Source organism: Arenimonas sp. MALMAid1274 (assembly GCF_049195245.1).
In the GTDB taxonomy this organism is placed as follows: domain Bacteria; phylum Pseudomonadota; class Gammaproteobacteria; order Xanthomonadales; family Xanthomonadaceae; genus Arenimonas.
In genome coordinates this window covers 1189473-1205823 of the sequence record NZ_JBMIRR010000027.1, presented here as the reverse complement: position 1 = coordinate 1205823, position 16351 = coordinate 1189473, and the positions used below count along the sequence as shown (strand labels likewise).

At 67.6% G+C, this 16351-nt stretch carries 14 protein-coding genes and 1 tRNA gene; all 15 read left to right on the top strand.

Going from position 1 to position 16351, the window contains the following annotated elements; translation table 11 throughout:
• The first annotated feature begins 14 nt into the window (after positions 1-14).
• The 15 genes from ACOQFR_RS14155 (at position 15) to nusA (ending at position 16324) form a co-directional block, all read left to right on the top strand.
• Positions 15-746: an NADH-quinone oxidoreductase subunit C gene (locus ACOQFR_RS14155; protein ID WP_421382978.1), complete on the top strand. Its 732-nt coding sequence runs from the start codon at positions 15-17 to the stop codon at positions 744-746.
• Positions 743-1999 (top strand): NADH-quinone oxidoreductase subunit D, encoded by a 1257-nt coding sequence (locus ACOQFR_RS14150; protein ID WP_421382976.1) that lies wholly within the window; start codon positions 743-745, stop codon positions 1997-1999. Before ACOQFR_RS14155 ends, ACOQFR_RS14150 begins: the two co-directional genes overlap by 4 nt.
• A 14-nt stretch (positions 2000-2013) precedes the next feature.
• Positions 2014-2541: an NADH-quinone oxidoreductase subunit NuoE gene (gene nuoE, locus ACOQFR_RS14145; protein ID WP_421382974.1), complete on the top strand. Its 528-nt coding sequence runs from the start codon at positions 2014-2016 to the stop codon at positions 2539-2541.
• Positions 2542-2549: 8 nt separating this feature from the next.
• A complete protein-coding gene (gene nuoF, locus ACOQFR_RS14140) occupies positions 2550-3920 on the top strand; it encodes an NADH-quinone oxidoreductase subunit NuoF (protein WP_421382972.1) in 1371 nt (456 codons plus the stop codon).
• Complete coding sequence (gene nuoG, locus ACOQFR_RS14135) at positions 3917-6220, top strand: NADH-quinone oxidoreductase subunit NuoG (protein WP_421382970.1); 2304 nt, start codon at positions 3917-3919, stop codon at positions 6218-6220. The genes nuoF and nuoG overlap by 4 nt, the downstream gene beginning before the upstream one ends.
• A gap of 1 nt (position 6221) precedes the next feature.
• A complete protein-coding gene (gene nuoH, locus ACOQFR_RS14130) occupies positions 6222-7280 on the top strand; it encodes an NADH-quinone oxidoreductase subunit NuoH (RefSeq protein WP_421382968.1) in 1059 nt (352 codons plus the stop codon).
• A gap of 7 nt (positions 7281-7287) precedes the next feature.
• On the top strand, positions 7288-7776 hold the full coding sequence (nuoI, locus tag ACOQFR_RS14125; protein ID WP_421382966.1) for an NADH-quinone oxidoreductase subunit NuoI: 489 nt from the start codon (positions 7288-7290) through the stop codon (positions 7774-7776).
• Between the two features lie 18 nt (positions 7777-7794).
• Positions 7795-8412 carry an NADH-quinone oxidoreductase subunit J gene (locus tag ACOQFR_RS14120; RefSeq protein WP_421382964.1) on the top strand — a complete coding sequence of 206 codons (618 nt, stop codon included), beginning with the start codon at positions 7795-7797 and terminating at the stop codon, positions 8410-8412.
• Positions 8409-8714 (top strand): NADH-quinone oxidoreductase subunit NuoK, encoded by a 306-nt coding sequence (gene nuoK, locus ACOQFR_RS14115; RefSeq protein WP_421382962.1) that lies wholly within the window; start codon positions 8409-8411, stop codon positions 8712-8714. Before ACOQFR_RS14120 ends, nuoK begins: the two co-directional genes overlap by 4 nt.
• Before the next feature lie 7 nt (positions 8715-8721).
• Positions 8722-10929 carry an NADH-quinone oxidoreductase subunit L gene (gene nuoL / locus ACOQFR_RS14110; RefSeq protein WP_421382960.1) on the top strand — a complete coding sequence of 736 codons (2208 nt, stop codon included), beginning with the start codon at positions 8722-8724 and terminating at the stop codon, positions 10927-10929.
• A 19-nt stretch (positions 10930-10948) separates the two neighbouring features.
• The gene (locus ACOQFR_RS14105; RefSeq protein ID WP_421382958.1) at positions 10949-12478 is read left to right on the top strand and encodes an NADH-quinone oxidoreductase subunit M; all 1530 of its coding nucleotides are present in this window, start codon (positions 10949-10951) and stop codon (positions 12476-12478) included.
• A gap of 10 nt (positions 12479-12488) precedes the next feature.
• Positions 12489-13937 (top strand): NADH-quinone oxidoreductase subunit NuoN, encoded by a 1449-nt coding sequence (gene nuoN / locus ACOQFR_RS14100; protein WP_421382956.1) that lies wholly within the window; start codon positions 12489-12491, stop codon positions 13935-13937.
• 78 nt (positions 13938-14015) lie between these two features.
• Positions 14016-14092: transfer RNA gene (locus ACOQFR_RS14095), tRNA-Met, on the top strand.
• Positions 14093-14255: 163 nt separating this feature from the next.
• Positions 14256-14792, top strand: coding sequence for a ribosome maturation factor RimP (gene rimP / locus ACOQFR_RS14090; RefSeq protein ID WP_421382954.1), 537 nt, complete (start codon positions 14256-14258; stop codon positions 14790-14792).
• 44 nt (positions 14793-14836) lie between these two features.
• Positions 14837-16324: a transcription termination factor NusA gene (nusA, locus tag ACOQFR_RS14085; protein ID WP_421382952.1), complete on the top strand. Its 1488-nt coding sequence runs from the start codon at positions 14837-14839 to the stop codon at positions 16322-16324.
• Positions 16325-16351 lie beyond the last annotated feature (27 nt).

Sequence of the window (16351 nt, the reverse complement as noted above, 5' to 3'; positions counted from 1 at the left end):
ACCCCGCCGCCGCCATGGTCGAACCGACGACGAGCTTCACCGAGCGCCTCCGGGCGCGCCTGCAGGACCGCGTCGTCTCGGTGCGCGAAGCGCTGGGCGAGACCACGGTCGAGCTCACGCCCGAAGGCTGGCTCGAGGGCGCACGCCTGCTGCGGGACGACGCCGACCTGCACTTCGAGTCGCTGATCGACCTGTGCGGCGTCGACTTCCTGGGCTACGGCGAGGACGAGTGGGACACCACCGACGTCTCCTCGGAAGGCTTCTCGCGCGGCGTCGAAGGCGCCGGCCCGGGCCGCTTCAACTGGGCCGACCGCCCGCGCGGCAACGGTCCGGAGCGCCGCTTCGCGGTGGTCGCGCACCTGCTTTCGGTCAAGCACAACCGGCGCGTGAGGCTCCGTTGTTTTGCCTCGGACAATAGTTTGCCTGTCGTCGCGTCGCTTGTTGATGTATTTCCCGTAGCAAACTGGTTCGAGCGCGAGTGCTTCGACCTGTTCGGCATCCTCTTCGAAGGCCACCCGGACCTGCGCCGCATCCTCACCGACTACGGCTTCGTGGGCCACCCGTTCCGCAAGGACTTCCCGCTCACCGGCAACGTCGAGGTCCGCTACGACGCCGAACGCAAGCGCGTGGTGTACGAGCCGGTCAGCATCGACCCGCGCGTGGGCGTGCCGCGCGTGGTGCGCGAGGACTCGCGCTGGGAACAGGCCGCCACCGAGCACCCGCGCAAGGACCCGGCCACCCCATGACCCAGGAAATCCGCAACTACACCCTCAACTTCGGCCCCCAGCATCCGGCCGCGCACGGCGTGCTGCGCCTGGTGCTGGAGATGGACGGCGAAGTCGTGCAGCGCGCCGACCCGCACGTGGGCCTGCTGCACCGGGGCACCGAGAAGCTGGCCGAGTCCAAGCCCTACAACCAGTCCATCGGCTACATGGACCGGCTCGACTATGTGTCCATGATGTGCAACGAGCACGCCTACGTGCTGGCCATCGAGAAGCTACTGGGCGTGCAGGCGCCGGTGCGCGCGCAGTACATCCGCACGATGTACGACGAGATCACCCGCATCCTCAACCACCTGATGTGGATCGGCTCCAACGGCCTGGACCTGGGTGCGATGGCGGTGTTCCTGTACGCCTTCCGCGAGCGCGAAGAGCTGATGGACTGCTACGAGGCGGTGTCGGGTGCGCGCATGCACGCCACCTACTACCGTCCCGGCGGCGTCGCCCGCGACCTGCCCGATACGATGCCCAAGTACCGCGAGTCGCCCTGGCGCAAGGGCGCCGACCTCAAGCGCGCCAACGAATGGCGCGAGGGTTCGCTGCTCGACTTCCTGGACGCCTTCACCGACGACTTCCCGCGCCGCGTGGACGAGTACGAGACCCTGCTTACCGACAACCGCATCTGGAAGCAGCGCACGGTCGGCATCGGCGTGGTGCCGCCGGAAATGGCCCTGGCCTGGGGCATGACCGGCCCGATGCTGCGCGGCTCGGGCCTGGCCTGGGACCTGCGCAAGAAGCAGCCCTACGCCGCCTACGACCAGGTCGATTTCGACATCCCGGTGGGCGTGCAGGGCGACTGCTACGACCGCTACCTGGTCCGCGTCGAGGAAATGCGCCAGTCCAACCGCATCATCAAGCAGTGCGTGGCCTGGCTGCGTGCCAACCCGGGCCCGGTGATGGTGAAGAACTTCAAGGTCGCGCCGCCCAGCCGCGCGGAAATGAAGGACGACATGGAAGCGCTGATTCACCACTTCAAGCTATTCACCGAGGGCTACTGCACGCCCGCCGGCGAGGCTTATGCCGCGGTGGAAGCGCCCAAGGGCGAGTTCGGCGCCTACATCGTCTCCGACGGCGCCAACAAGCCGTTCCGGCTCAAGCTGCGCGCCCCGGGTTTCGCCCACCTCTCGTCCATGGACACCATCGTGCGCGGGCACATGCTGCCGGACGTCGTCGCGATGATCGGCACCTACGACATCGTCTTCGGCGAAATCGATCGCTAAGGATCCACTGACCGATGAAAGCCACAGGAAACTTCGCCGCCTGCCAGCACGTCGACCCGATGGTCGCGCTGTCGGACGCCACGCGCGCGCACATCGACCACTGGGTGTCGAAATTCCCTGCCGACCGCAAGCGTTCGGCCGTGATCCAGGGCCTGATGGCGGCGCAGGACCAGAACGGCGGCTGGCTGAGCGACGAGATCATCGCCGCCACCGCCAAGTACCTGGGCCTGCCGCCGGTGTGGGCCTATGAAGTGGCCACCTTCTATTCGATGTTCGACCTGGCGCCGGTTGGCCGCCACAAGGTCGCCATCTGCACCAACATCAGCTGCTGGCTCAACGGCGGCGAAGACATCGTGCGCCACTGCGAGCGCAAGCTCGGCATCCGCCACGGCGAAAGCACCGCCGACGGCCGCATCTTCCTGAAGGTCGAGGAAGAGTGCCTGGCCGCCTGCGCCGGCGCGCCGATGATGGTGGTGGACGGTCATTACCACGAGAAGCTCACCACTGAAAAAGTGGATGCGCTGCTCGACGGACTGGAGTGAGCAAGACCATGGCGCACCATTCCCACTACTCCGAGCCCACCGGTCCCGTCGGCCCCGCGCCGCAGGAGCACAGCGTGGTCTACACCACGCTGCACTTCGACAAGCCCTGGTCCTACGAGAACTACCTCAAGACCGGCGGCTATGCCGCCTGGCGCAAGATCCTGACCGAGAAGACCGATCCGGCCGCCGTGGTGGACATGGTCAAGCAGTCGGGCCTGCGCGGCCGCGGCGGCGCCGGCTTCCCGACGGGCCTGAAGTGGAGCTTCATGCCGCGCAGCGCGCCGGGCCAGAAGTACATCCTGTGCAATTCGGACGAGTCCGAGCCGGGCACCTGCAAGGACCGCGACATCCTGCGCTACAACCCGCACGCGGTAATCGAGGGCATGGCCATCGCCTGCTACGCCACCGGCTGCAGCGTGGCCTACAACTACCTGCGCGGCGAGTTCCACCACGAACCCTTCGAGCACTTCGAGGAAGCGCTGAAGGAAGCCTATGCCAACGGCTGGCTGGGCAAGGACATCCTGGGCTCGGGCGTGGACGTGGACATGTACGCCGCGCTGGGCGCGGGCGCCTACATCTGCGGCGAAGAGACCGCGATGATGGAGTCGCTGGAAGGCAAGAAGGGCCAGCCGCGCTACAAGCCGCCGTTCCCGGCCAACTACGGCCTGTTCGGCCGCCCGACCACCATCAACAACACCGAGACCTACGCTTCTGTGCCGGCGATCATCCGCAACGGCGCCGAGTGGTTCCTCAACCTGGGCAAGCCCAACAACGGCGGCCCGAAGATCTTCTCGGTTTCCGGCCACGTCGAGAACCCGGGCAACTTCGAGATCCGCCTGGGCACGCCGTTCGCCGACCTGCTGGCCCTGGCCGGCGGCGTGAAGGGCGGCCGCAAGCTCAAGGCCGTGATCCCGGGTGGCTCGTCCATGCCGGTGCTGCCGGCCGACACCATGATGGCCTGCACGATGGACTACGACTCGATCCAGAAGGCCGGTTCCGGCCTGGGCTCGGGCGCCGTGATCGTGATGGACGAGACCACCTGCATGGTGCGTGCCTGCCAGCGCATCGCGCGCTTCTACTACGCCGAGTCCTGCGGCCAGTGCACCCCGTGCCGCGAGGGCACCGGCTGGATGTACCGCGTGCTGACCCGCATCGCCGAAGGCAAGGCGACCATGGAAGACCTGCACATGCTCAAGGGCGCCGCCGGCCAGATCGAGGGCCACACCATCTGCGCCTTCGGCGAGGCCGCCGCCTGGCCGGTGCAGGGTTTCCTGCGCCACTACTGGCACGAATTCGAATACGCCATCGTCAACAAGCGTTTCTACGTCGATGACCAGGCCGCCGGCACGCTGGTCGTCGCCGCCGAGGAAGCCGCATGAGCGCCGTCCCCACCGCCCCCGCCACCGCGCCCGACGTGGTGAACATCGAGATCAATGGCGTCGCGATGACCGCGCCCAAGGGCTCGATGATCATCCAGGCCGCCGACAAGGCCGGCATCGCCGTGCCGCGCTTCTGCTACCACGAGAAGCTGCCGATCGCCGCCAACTGCCGCATGTGCCTGGTGGACGTGGAGAAGATGCCCAAGCCGGCCCCGGCCTGCGCCACGCCGGTGATGGAAGGCATGAAGGTCACCACCCAGACCAAGCGCGCGCTCGACGCGCAGCGCAACGTCATGGAGTTCCTGCTGATCAACCACCCGCTGGACTGCCCGATCTGCGACCAGGGCGGCGAATGCGAGCTGCAGGACGTGTCGATGGGCTACGGCCGCTCGGTGTCGCGCTACGTGGACCGCAAGCGCGTGGTCGCCGACGAGGACCTGGGCCCACTGGTGGCCACCGACATGACGCGCTGCATCCAGTGCACGCGCTGCATCCGCTTCACCGCCGACATCGCCGGCACCTACGAGCTGGGCGGCATGAGCCGCGGCGAGAACCTGCAGATCGGCACCTACGACGGCAAGCCGCTGATGACCGAGCTGTCGGGCAACGTCATCGACGTCTGCCCGGTCGGCGCGCTGACCAACAAGGTGTTCCGCTTCCGCGCCCGCGCCTGGGAGCTGGTGGCCCGCGAAAGCATCGGCTACCACGATGCGCTGGGCTCCAACCTCTACCTGCACGCGCGCCGCGGCGACGTGCTGCGCACCGTGCCGCGCGACAACGAAGCCGTGAACGAATGCTGGCTGTCCGACCGCGACCGCTACTCGCACCAGGGCCTGGCCGCGGCCGACCGCGCCACCCGTCCGCTGCTGCGCGAAGGCGACGCCTGGCGCGAAGCCAGCTGGGACGAGGCGCTGCCGCTCGCCGCCAAGCTGCTGCGCGAGGCCGGTGAATCGCTGGGCGTGCTGGCGCACCCGGCCACGTCCAATGAGGAAGGCGCGCTGCTGGCTTCCATCGCGCGTGGCCTGGGCACCGGCCACGTGGACCACCGCCTGAAGGCGCTCGACTTCGCCGACGACGCCCACGCCGAGCCGTTCGGCCTGGCTTCGGCGGCGATGGAAACCGCCGACGCGGTGCTGCTGGTGGGCTGCAACCTGCGCCACGAGCTGCCGCTGCTGCACCAGCGCCTGCACAAGGCCGGCAAGCGCGGCGCCAAGGTCTACGCCATCAACCCGGTCGACTTCGAAACCACCTTCGCCCTGGCCGGCAAGCGCATCGTCGCGCCCTCGCAGCTGCCCGGCGCCTTCGCCGCGGTCGCCGCCGCCGCCGGCGCCACGCTGCCTTCGGTCATCGCCGCGCAGGACCACGATGGCGCCCAGGCCATGGCCGAGGCGCTGGCCAAGGCCGGCAGCGCGGTGATCGTGCTGGGCGAGCTGGCCGAGAACCACGCGCAGGCGTCCTGGCTGCGCGCCACCGCGCGCGCCCTGGCCCAGGCCACCGGCGCGCAGCTCAACCGCATTCCGCAGGGCGCCAACGCCATCGGCCTGGCGCGCCACGGCCTGCACCCGACGGGGCAGGGCAGGCACGCCGCCGCCATGCTGGCCAAGCCGCTGCCGGCCTACCTGCTGTACGGCATAGAGCCGCAGTACGACTTCGCGCACGGCGCCCAGGCGCTCAAGGCCCTGGCCGGCGCCAAGGTCGTGGCCTTCGCCGCCTTCGCCTCCGACGAGCTGCGCAAGCTGGCGCACGTGATCCTGCCCATCGGCCTGCTGCCCGAGATCGAGGCCACGCTGACCAACCTCGACGGCACCGACCAGGCCACCCAGGCCGGCGGCAAGCTGCCGGGCGAGGCGCGCGCCGGCTGGCGCGTGCTGCGTGCGCTGGGCGGCCAGCTGGAACTGGCCGGTTTCGACTTCACCGACCTGCACGGCCTGCGCGCCGGCCTCGCGCCGTCCGCTCCGAAGGCCGGGACTGGCCTGGCCGAGGTCGCCAAGGCCGATCCGGGCCTGGAGCGCATCGCCAGCACGCCGATCTACCGCGGCGATGCCGTGCTGCGCCGCGCCGCGGCGCTCAACGCGCACCCGCTCACGCTGGGCGCGCGCGTGGTGGTGCACCCGGAAGAAGCGCTGGCCCGTGGCCTGTCCGACGGCGGCATCGCCAAGGTCGGCGACGGCGTCGGCAGCGCCGCGCTGCCGGTGAGCGTCAGCCCGCGCGTGCCGCGCGGCGCCGTGTGGATCGAGAACGGCTACGAAGCCACCGCGCCGATGTCGCCGGTCGCGCGCCTCGCGGTGGTGGGGGCCTGAGATGATCGACGCGATCCGCGAGTTCTTCCTCTCCTTCGGCGACCTGGGCCTGGTGCTCTGGACCCTGGTCAAGATCATCGTCATCGTGCTGCCGATCACCATCGGCGTGGCCTTCTACACCCTGGCCGAGCGCAAGGTGATCGGCTGGATGCACGTGCGCCACGGGCCGCAGTTCATCGGCGGCTTCATGGGCATCGGCGTCATCCAGGCCTTCGCCGACGTGTTCAAGATGCTGTTCAAGGAGCTGGTGATTCCCAGTTCGGCCAGCCCGCTGCTGTTCCGGCTGGCGCCGCTGCTGGCGCTGGCGCCGGCGTTCGCGGCCTGGGCGGTGATCCCCTTCGACGACGGCGTGGTGCTGGCCAACGTCAACGCCGGCCTGCTGGTGCTGCTGGCCCTGACCTCGATGGGCGTGTACGGCATCATCCTGGGCGGCTGGGCCTCGAACTCCAAGTACGCCATCCTGGGCGCGCTGCGTTCGGCGGCGCAGGTGGTCAGCTACGAGATCGCGATGGGCTTCGCCCTGGTCGGCGTGCTGGTCGCGGCCGGCACCATGAACCTGAGCGAGATCGTCTACGCACAGGCCGGCAGCAAGGGCGCGCTGGAGTGGTTCTTCATCCCGCTGTTCCCGCTGTTCATCATCTACTTCATCTCCGGCGTGGCCGAAACCAACCGCGCGCCCTTCGACGTCGCCGAAGGCGAGTCGGAAATCGTCGCCGGCTTCCACGTCGAGTACTCCGGTTCGGCCTTCGCCATCTTCTTCCTGGCCGAATACGCCAACATGATGCTGGTCAGCCTGCTCACGCCGATCCTGTTCATGGGCGGCTGGCTGTCGCCGTTCCCGGCCTCCTGGGGCCTGCTGGGCGAGCCGGGCTGGTGGTGGCTGGCGCTCAAGTTCGCCTTCTTCGCCTTCAGCTTCCTGTGGTTCCGCGCCACGTTCCCGCGCTACCGCTACGACCAGATCATGCGCCTGGGCTGGAAGGTGTTCATCCCGATCACGATCTTCTGGATCTTCGTGACCGCCGTCATGGCCTACAACAACTGGTTCACCATCGGGGCCTGAGGATCACATGAACCGCATCGCCACCTACCTCAAGAGCCTGATGCTGCTGGAACTCCTGGCCGGCATGAAGCTGACCCTGGGCTACCTGTTCCAGCCCAAGTACACGGTCAACTATCCGTTCGAGAAGATCCCGCAGTCGGCCCGCTTCCGCGGCCTGCACGCGCTGCGCCGCTATCCCAACGGCGAAGAGCGCTGCATCGCCTGCAAGCTGTGCGAGGCGGTGTGCCCGGCGCTGGCCATCACCATCGACTCCGAACCGCGTGCCGACGGCTCGCGCCGCACCACCCGCTACGACATCGACCTGTTCAAGTGCATCTACTGCGGCTTCTGCGAGGAAAGCTGCCCGGTGGACTCGATCGTCGAAACCCACATCCACGAATACCACTTCGAGAAGCGCGGCGAGAACGTCGTCACCAAGCTGCAATTGCTGGCCATCGGCGACCGCTTCGAAGACGAGATCGCGCAGCGCCGGGCCGCCGACGCGGCGTACCGCTGAGCGCAGGGGACAGACCGAATGAGCTACGAACTCGCCGCCTTCTGGGCCTTCGCCACGGTCACCGTGCTGGCCGCGATGGGCGTCATCCTGTCGCGCAACCCGGTGCACGCCGTGCTCAGCCTGGTGCTGACCTTCTTCTCCACCGCCTGCCTGTGGCTGCTGCTGCAGGCCGAGTTCCTGGGCGTGGTGCTGGTGCTGGTCTACATCGGCGCCGTGATGGTGCTGTTCCTGTTCGTGGTGATGATGCTGGACATCAACACCACGCCGCTGCGCGAGGGCTACACCCGCTACCTGCCGTTCACCGCCGCCGTGGTGGTGGTGATGGCGGCCGAGATGGTGATGCTGATCGGCGGCAAGCGCTTCGAGGTGGGCCTGTCGGCCACCGATCCGGCGGTCGCCGCCGGCAAGACCAACCTGGAATGGATCGGCGAGACGCTGTTCAGCAAGTTCATCCTGCCCTTCGAGATCGCCGCCGTGATCCTGACGGTGGCCCTGGTGGTGGCGGTGATGCTGACCCTGCGCCGCCGCCCGGGCACCAAGCACCAGGACGCCGGCCGCCAGGTGGCCGTGCGCAGCGAAGACCGCATCCGCCTCGTCAAAATGGCCGCCGAGCCGCGCCAGGAGGGCAACCCGTGATCAGCCTGGGCCACTACCTCGCGCTGGGCGCCGTGCTGTTCTGCATCAGCACCGCCGGCATCTTCATCAACCGCAAGAACCTGATCGTGCTGCTGATGTGCATCGAGCTGATGCTGCTGGCGGTGAACATCAACTTCGTGGCCTTCTCGCGCTTCCTGGGCGACGTGGACGGGCAGATCTTCGTCTTCTTCATCCTGACCGTGGCCGCCGCCGAGGCCGCCATCGGCCTGGCGATCCTGGTGACGCTGTTCCGCAACAAGCGGACCATCAACGTCGCCGAACTCGATTCACTCAAGGGCTGAGCGCGCGATGATCTCGATGAACACGCTCCTGGTCATCGCGCTGGCGCCCCTGCTGGGCAGCGCCATCGCCGGCCTGTTCGGCAAGCAGGTGGGCCGCGCCGGCGCGCACTGGGTCACCATCCTGGGCGTGGCGGTGAGCTGCGCGCTGTCGCTGCAGGTGCTCTGGCTGCTGGTGGCCCAGAACGCCGACCCGTTCAACCAGAACGTCTACACCTTCTTCGAAGTGGGCGGCTATTCGGCCCACGTCGGCTTCATGGTCGACCGGCTCACCGCCATGATGATGGTGGTGGTCACCTTCGTGTCGCTGCTGGTGCACGTGTACACCATCGGCTACATGGCCGAGGACCCGGGCTACCAGCGCTTCTTCAGCTACATCTCGCTGTTCACCTTCAGCATGCTGATGCTGGTGATGAGCAACAACTTCCTGCAGCTGTTCTTCGGCTGGGAAGCGGTGGGCCTGGTGTCCTACCTGCTGATCGGCTTCTGGTACAAGCGGCCGACCGCCATCTTCGCCAACCTCAAGGCCTTCCTGGTCAACCGCGTGGGCGACTTCGGCTTCCTGCTGGGCATCGCCGGCGTGCTGGCCTGGATCGGGACCCTGGACTACGCCACCGCCTTCGCCAATGCCGCCAACCCCGAGCTGCATTCCACCTTCAGCCTGTGGTCGGGCCAGGTCAGCCTGTTCGGCCACACCTGGCAGGTGCTGTCGGGTTCGGTCGAGGTGCAGGTCATCAGCTTCATCTGCATCTGCCTGTTCATCGGCGCGATGGGCAAGTCGGCCCAGGTGCCGCTGCATGTGTGGCTGCCGGACTCGATGGAGGGCCCGACCCCGATCTCGGCGCTGATCCACGCCGCCACCATGGTGACCGCGGGCATCTTCATGGTGGCGCGCATGTCGCCGCTGTTCGAGCAGAGCGAGGCCGCGCTGTCCTTCGTGCTGGTGGTGGGTGCCACCACGGCCCTGTTCACCGGCCTGATCGGCATCGTGCAGAACGACATCAAGCGCGTGGTGGCCTATTCCACGCTGTCGCAGCTGGGCTACATGACCGTGGCCTTGGGCGTGTCGGCCTACTCGGCGGCGGTGTTCCACCTGATGACCCATGCCTTCTTCAAGGCCCTGCTGTTCCTGGCGGCCGGCAGCGTGATCATCGGCATGCACCACGAGCAGGACATGCGCAAGATGGGCGGCCTGCGCAAGTACATGCCGATCACCTACATCACCAGCCTGATCGGTACCCTGGCCCTGGTGGGCACGCCGTTCTTCTCGGGCTACTTCTCCAAGGACACCATCATCGTGGCCGCGCACGAGGCCGCCAAGACCGGCGGCTGGGTGCAGCAGTACGGCTACTGGGCGGTGCTGCTGGGCGTGTTCGTCACCGCCTTCTACAGCTTCCGCCTGCTGTACCTGACCTTCCACGGCCGCGAGCGCTTCCGTGACGCCGCACCGGCGCATGCCCACGGCGAGATGCCGCACGACGACGCCCAGCCCGAGACCCACCACGAGCCCGATGTCAGCGCGCACGACGGCCCGCACATCGCCAAGGCCGACGCCCACCACGACGAGCACGCGCACGACGACCATGGCCACCACCATGGTCCCGTCGAGCCGCACGAGTCGCCGTGGGTGGTGACGGTGCCGCTGATCCTGCTGGCCATCCCGTCCATCCTGATCGGCTTCTTCACCGTCGGTCCGATGCTGTTCGGCGATTTCTTCCGCGGTGCGATCGAGGTGATGCCGGCGCACGACACCGTGGCCGCCGCGGGCAAGACGCTGTGGCATGACCAGCACGGCTGGCTCAGCGCCGCGGTCGGCTTCGGCCTGCACTTCTACGGCTCGATCGTGTTCTGGATGGCGTTCGCCGGCTTCGCGGCCGCCACCGCGCTGTACCTGTTCTTTCCGGATACCGCCACGAAGATGCGCCACAGCAAGGTCGGCGCCTTCTTCACCCGCATCCTCGAGAACAAGTACGGCTTCGACGACCTCTGGATCAAGGGCTTCGCCGGCGGCGGCATCAAGCTGGGCAAGTTCTCCTGGAAGCGCGGCGACGCCGGCCTGATCGACGGCTTCTTCGTCAACGGCTCGGCCCTGCTGGTCGACCGCGTGGCCGGCCTGGTGCGCCAGCTGCAGACCGGACGCCTCTACAACTATGCCTTTGCCATGATCCTCGGCCTCATCGTCCTGCTGGCGGTGCTGGTGCGGATGGTCGGCGCCTGAGACCCACAAGGAAGACCTGATGGAAGCCACCTGGCCCCTGCTTAGCGTGTTGATCTGGCTGCCGATCGTCGGCGGCCTGCTCACGCTGGCTTTCGGCGACGCCCGTGCCGGGCAGGCGAAAGTGTTCGCGCTGCTGGTGGCGCTGGCCACCTTCGCGGTCAGCCTGATGCTGTTCGTGGGCCACGACTACGCCTCGCCGGCGATGCGCTTCGTCGAGGACCTGCCCTGGATCCCCAGCTTCGACATCCGTTACCACCTGGGTGTGGACGGCCTGTCCATCGCCCTGATCGCGCTGACGACGCTGACCTCGGCCCTGGTGCTGATCGGCGCCTGGACCTCGGTGGAGCGCCGCGCGCACCAGTATTTCGCCGCCTTCCTGGTGCTCGAGGGCCTGATGGTGGGCGTGTTCTGCGCGCTCGACGCCATGCTGTTCTATGTCTTCTTCGAAGGCATGCTGATCCCGATGTTCATCATCATCGGCGTCTGGGGCGGCCCGCGCCGCGTCTACGCGTCGCTGAAGTTCTTCCTGTACACCTTCCTGGGCTCGGTCTTCATGCTGATCGGCCTGGTCTACCTGTACCTGCAGACGGTGGAGGCCGGCAATCCCAGCTTCCAGCTGGCCGACTTCTATGCGTTGCCGCTGAGCGCCAGCGAACAGGCCTGGATCTTCTTCGCCTTCCTGGCCGCGTTCGCGGTCAAGGTGCCGATGTTCCCGGTGCACACCTGGTTGCCGGACGCGCACGTGGAGGCACCCACCGGCGGCTCGGTGATCCTGGCGGCGATCATGCTCAAGATCGGCGGCTACGGCTTCCTGCGTTTCACCCTGCCGATCGTGCCCGACGCGGGGCAGGAGTGGGCCTGGCTGGTGATCGGCCTGTCGCTGGCGGCGGTGATCTACGTCGGTCTGGTGGCCCTGGTGCAGGAGGACATGAAGAAGCTGATCGCGTACTCCTCGGTCGCGCACATGGGCTTCGTCACCCTGGGCACCTTCATCGCCTTCGCGCTGGTGCGCGAGCTGGGCAGCACCGACGCGGCCCAGCTGGGCCTGCAGGGCGCGATGGTGCAGATGATCTCGCACGGCTTCATCTCCGGCGCGATGTTCTCGTGCGTGGGCGTGGTCTACGACCGCATGCACAGCCGCATGATCCGCGACTACGGTGGCGTGGCCAACACCATGCCCTGGTTCGCCGCCTTCTTCGTCTTCTTCGCGATGGCCAACTCGGGCCTGCCCGGCACGTCCGGCTTCGTGGGCGAGTTCATGGTCATCCTGGCCGCGTTCCAGCACAACGTGTGGGTCGCCTTCGGCGCCGCGTTCACTCTTATCCTGGGCGCCGCCTACACCCTGTGGATGGTGAAGCGGGTCATCTTCGGCGAGGTGGCCAACCACCACGTGGCCGAGCTGACCGACATCAACGGCCGCGAGGCCCTGGTGCTGGGCGTGTTCGCGCTGGGCACCCTGCTGCTGGGCGTGTACCCCAAGCCGCTGACCGACCTCATGGAAGCACCGATCGCGCAGCTGCTCACCCAGCTCGCCGCCACCAAGCTGTAAGAGGAACAAGATGGCCCTGCCGATGCCCACCGTTGCCGACCTGCTGCCCCTGGGGCCGGAAATTTTCGTCTGCGGCGCGGCCTTCGCCCTGCTGATGATCGACCTGTTCCTGTCCGACCAGCGGCGCGGCCTCACGCATTTCCTGGCCCTGTTCATCCTGGCCGCGGCGGCGGTGCTGACCGCGCGCGACATGGCGATGGAACCGGTCTACGGCTTCGGTAACCTGTTCGTGCGCGACACCGCCAGCGACGTGCTCAAGCTGGCGGTGTACGTGGTGGCCGGCATGTCCTTCGTCTACGCCAAGCCGTACCTGCAGGACCGCGGCCTGTTCAAGGGCGAGTTCTACGCCCTGGGCCTGTTCTCGGTGCTGGGCATGATGCTGATGATCTCGGCCGGCAGCATGCTCACCCTGTACCTGGGCCTGGAGCTGCTGGCGCTGAGCTCCTACGGCCTGGTCGGCATGGACCGCGACAACCCGCGCTCGTCGGAAGCGGCCATGAAGTACTTCGTGCTCGGCTCGCTGGCCTCGGGCCTGCTGCTGTACGGCATGTCCATGGTCTACGGCGCCACCGGCAGCCTGGAGCTGGCCGAGATCAGCGTGGCCGCGTCCAGCGTCGGCGACCGCACCCTGCTGCTGTTCGGCGTGGTCTTCATGCTGGTGGGCATCGCCTTCAAATTCGGCGCGGCGCCGTTCCACATGTGGCTGCCGGACGTCTACCACGGTGCCCCGACCGCGATCACGCTGTTCATCGGCTCGGCCCCGAAGCTGGCGGCCTTCGCCATGGCCTACCGGCTGCTCGAGTCGGGCGTCGGACCCATCGATGCCTACTGGCAGGACATGGTGGCCTGGCTGGCGGCGCTGTCGCTGGTGATCGGCAACCTGGTGGCGCTGGTGCAGACCAACCTCAAGCGCATGCTGGCCTACTCGACCATCTCGCACGTGGGCTTCCTGTTCATGGGCCTGTCGCAGGGCGGGCAGCTGGGCTACTCGGCGGCGATGTTCTACGCGATCAGCTATGCGGTGATGGCGGCCGCGGCCTTCGGCGCGATCATCGCGCTGTCGCGCAAGGGCTTCGAGTCCGAGAACCTGGAGGACTTCAAGGGCCTGTGGTCGCGCAATCCGATGCAGGCCATGCTGGTGCTGTTCGTGATGGCCTCGCTGGCCGGCGTGCCGCCGTTCCTGGGCTTCTGGGCCAAGCTCGAAGTGCTGCGCGCCGCGGTCGACGCCGGCCTGCTGTGGCTGGCCGTGGTCGGCGTGGTGATGGCGGTGGTCGGCGCCTTCTACTACCTGCGCGTGATCAAGGTGATGTTCTTCGACGAGCCGGAAGGCGAGGGCGCCCGGGTTCATCCCGATGGCCACCTGCGGCTGGTATTCGCCGTCAACGCCTCTGCCCTGCTGGTGCTGGGCCTGTTCGCCGAATGGATCATGGGCTGGTGCCGGCTGGCGTTCCCGGTCTGATCCGGCGGGCCTGAATCGCCCGCTCATCATTGGGCTTGCGCCGGATTCACCCGGCCCCCTATAATGCGCGTCTACTGCTGCGGGGTGGAGCAGTCTGGCAGCTCGTCGGGCTCATAACCCGAAGGTCGCAGGTTCAAATCCTGCCCCCGCTACCAGTTTCTGGCTTTGGTTCCGAAAGGATTCATCGCACAGGCTTTTTCCCTCGGGTTGGCCCACATGGCAGCCCCGGGAAGCCGGAACCTGGATGTACCGGAAAAGGGCCTTACGGCCCTTTTTTGTTTTCGAAATTCAAGAAATTCAGAGGCGACCGCCGCACCGATGAGCAGCAAGGCCAACGAAATCAGCGAACTGCTGGCGCCCACCGTCGCGGCGCTCGAGCTTGAATTGCTCGGCGTGGAATTCGCGGCGACCGGCCACAGCGCGCTGCTGCGCCTGTACATCGACGCCCCCGGCCGCCTGGTCGGCATCGAGGACTGCGAAGCCGTGAGCCGCGAAGTGGCCGCCGTGCTCGACGTCGAAGACCCGATTACCTCGCAGTACACGCTGGAAGTCTCCTCGCCCGGCATCGACCGCCCGCTGTTCACCGCCGAGCAGTTCGGCCGCTTCGTCGGCGAGCAGGCCAAGCTGACGCTGCGCATGGCCCAGGACGGCCGCCGCCGTTTCATTGCCCGCATCACCGGCGTCGAGGGCAACGTGGTGCTGCTGGCGCACGAGGCCGGCGACATGCGCGTGGAGCACGACAACATCGAAAAGGCGCGCCTGGTCCCCGACCTGGTCGCCCTGGGCCTCGCCGCCCAGCCCAAGCCCACCGGTCCGGGCGGCTCGCGCCGCAAGGCCCCGAAGAAAGAATCCTGATCAACCCCGAGGCGGCGTGGCCGCCTTTGACGGAGCTGCAAAAGATGAGCAAGGAACTGTTGCTGGTGATGGAAGCGGTGGCCAATGAAAAGGGCGTGCCGCGTGGCGTGATCATCGAGGCGATGGAGGCCGCGCTGGCCTCGGCCGCCAAGAAGCGTTACCACGAGCAGGACGTGTCCGTGCGCGTGGCCATCAACCCCAAGGACGGCAGCTACGAAACCTTCCGCCGCTGGGAAGTGGTGGCCGACGACGTGGTGATGGAATCGCCCGAGCGCCAGATCCGCATGATGGACGCGGTGGACGAAAAGGAAGACGCCCAGATCGGCGACTTCATCGAGGAGCAGGTCGAGAACGCCGAGTTCGGCCGCATCGCCGCCCAGGCCGCCAAGCAGGTGATCGTGCAGCGCGTGCGCGAGGCCGAGCGTACCCAGGTGCTGGAAGCCTGGCGCGACCGCATCGGCGAGCTGGTGAACGGCATCGTCAAGCGGGTCGAGCGCGGCAACGTCTACGTGGACCTGGGCGGCAACGCCGAGGCCTTCATCCCCAAGGACAAGGCCATCCCGCGCGACGTGCTGCGCCCGGGCGACCGCGTGCGCGGCTACCTGCTCGACGTGCGCGCCGAGACCCGCGGCCCGCAGCTGTTCATCAGCCGCACCGCGCCCGAGTTCATGATCGAGCTGTTCAAGCTCGAGGTGCCGGAAGTCGGCCAGGGCCTGGTCGAGATCAAGGCCGCGGCGCGCGACTCCGGCGACCGCGCCAAGATCGCCGTGCTGGCCCACGACCACCGCACCGATCCGATCGGCGCCTGCATCGGCATGCGCGGTTCGCGCGTCCAGGCCGTCAGCAACGAGCTCAACGGCGAGCGCATCGACATCGTGCTGTGGTCCGACAACCCGGCCCAGTTCGTCATCAACGCCATGGCGCCGGCCGAGGTGCAGTCCATCATCGTGGATGAAGAGAAGCACTCGATGGACCTGGCCGTGGCCGAGGACAAGCTGGCCCAGGCCATCGGCAAGGGCGGCCAGAACGTGCGCCTGGCCAGCCGCCTCACCGGCTGGCAGCTCAACGTGATGACCCAGGACCAGGTCACCGCCAAGTCCGAGGGCGAGCAGACCGCCGCGCGCCAGCTGTTCATGGACAAGCTGGAAGTGGACGAGGAAATCGCCGGCATCCTGGTGGCCGAGGGCTTCAGCACGGTCGAGGAAATCGCCTACGTGCCGGCGGCCGAGCTGCTGGCGGTCGAGGGCTTCGACGAGGACATCGTCGAGGAACTGCGCGCCCGCGCCCGCGACGCGCTGCTCACCGAGGCCCTGGCGGTCGAGGAGGAGATCGAGGAGCACAAGCCCGCCGACGACCTGCTCTCGCTCGACGGCATGGACGAGACCCTGGCCTACACGCTGGCCGGCCGGGGCATCGTCACCCGCGACGACCTCGCCGACCTCGCCACCGACGACATCACCGACATCGACGGCATGGATGCCGAGCGCGCCGCCAAGCTGATCATGGCCGCGCGACAGCACTGGTTCGAATAAGGCCACCGCTCCAAGCCGTTCCAGGAC

Bases quoted from the DNA above. Each gene is read 5' to 3' on its own strand.
- ACOQFR_RS14155 (WP_421382978.1), top strand. From the start codon at position 15: ATGGTCGAACCGACGACGAGCTTCACCGAGCGCCTCCGGGCGCGCCTG.
- ACOQFR_RS14150 (WP_421382976.1), top strand. From the start codon at position 743: ATGACCCAGGAAATCCGCAACTACACCCTCAACTTCGGCCCCCAGCAT.
- nuoE (WP_421382974.1), top strand. From the start codon at position 2,014: ATGAAAGCCACAGGAAACTTCGCCGCCTGCCAGCACGTCGACCCGATG.
- nuoF (WP_421382972.1), top strand. From the start codon at position 2,550: ATGGCGCACCATTCCCACTACTCCGAGCCCACCGGTCCCGTCGGCCCC.
- nuoG (WP_421382970.1), top strand. From the start codon at position 3,917: ATGAGCGCCGTCCCCACCGCCCCCGCCACCGCGCCCGACGTGGTGAAC.
- nuoH (WP_421382968.1), top strand. From the start codon at position 6,222: ATGATCGACGCGATCCGCGAGTTCTTCCTCTCCTTCGGCGACCTGGGC.
- nuoI (WP_421382966.1), top strand. From the start codon at position 7,288: ATGAACCGCATCGCCACCTACCTCAAGAGCCTGATGCTGCTGGAACTC.
- ACOQFR_RS14120 (WP_421382964.1), top strand. From the start codon at position 7,795: ATGAGCTACGAACTCGCCGCCTTCTGGGCCTTCGCCACGGTCACCGTG.
- nuoL (WP_421382960.1), top strand. From the start codon at position 8,722: ATGATCTCGATGAACACGCTCCTGGTCATCGCGCTGGCGCCCCTGCTG.
- ACOQFR_RS14105 (WP_421382958.1), top strand. From the start codon at position 10,949: ATGGAAGCCACCTGGCCCCTGCTTAGCGTGTTGATCTGGCTGCCGATC.
- nuoN (WP_421382956.1), top strand. From the start codon at position 12,489: ATGGCCCTGCCGATGCCCACCGTTGCCGACCTGCTGCCCCTGGGGCCG.
- rimP (WP_421382954.1), top strand. From the start codon at position 14,256: ATGAGCAGCAAGGCCAACGAAATCAGCGAACTGCTGGCGCCCACCGTC.
- nusA (WP_421382952.1), top strand. From the start codon at position 14,837: ATGAGCAAGGAACTGTTGCTGGTGATGGAAGCGGTGGCCAATGAAAAG.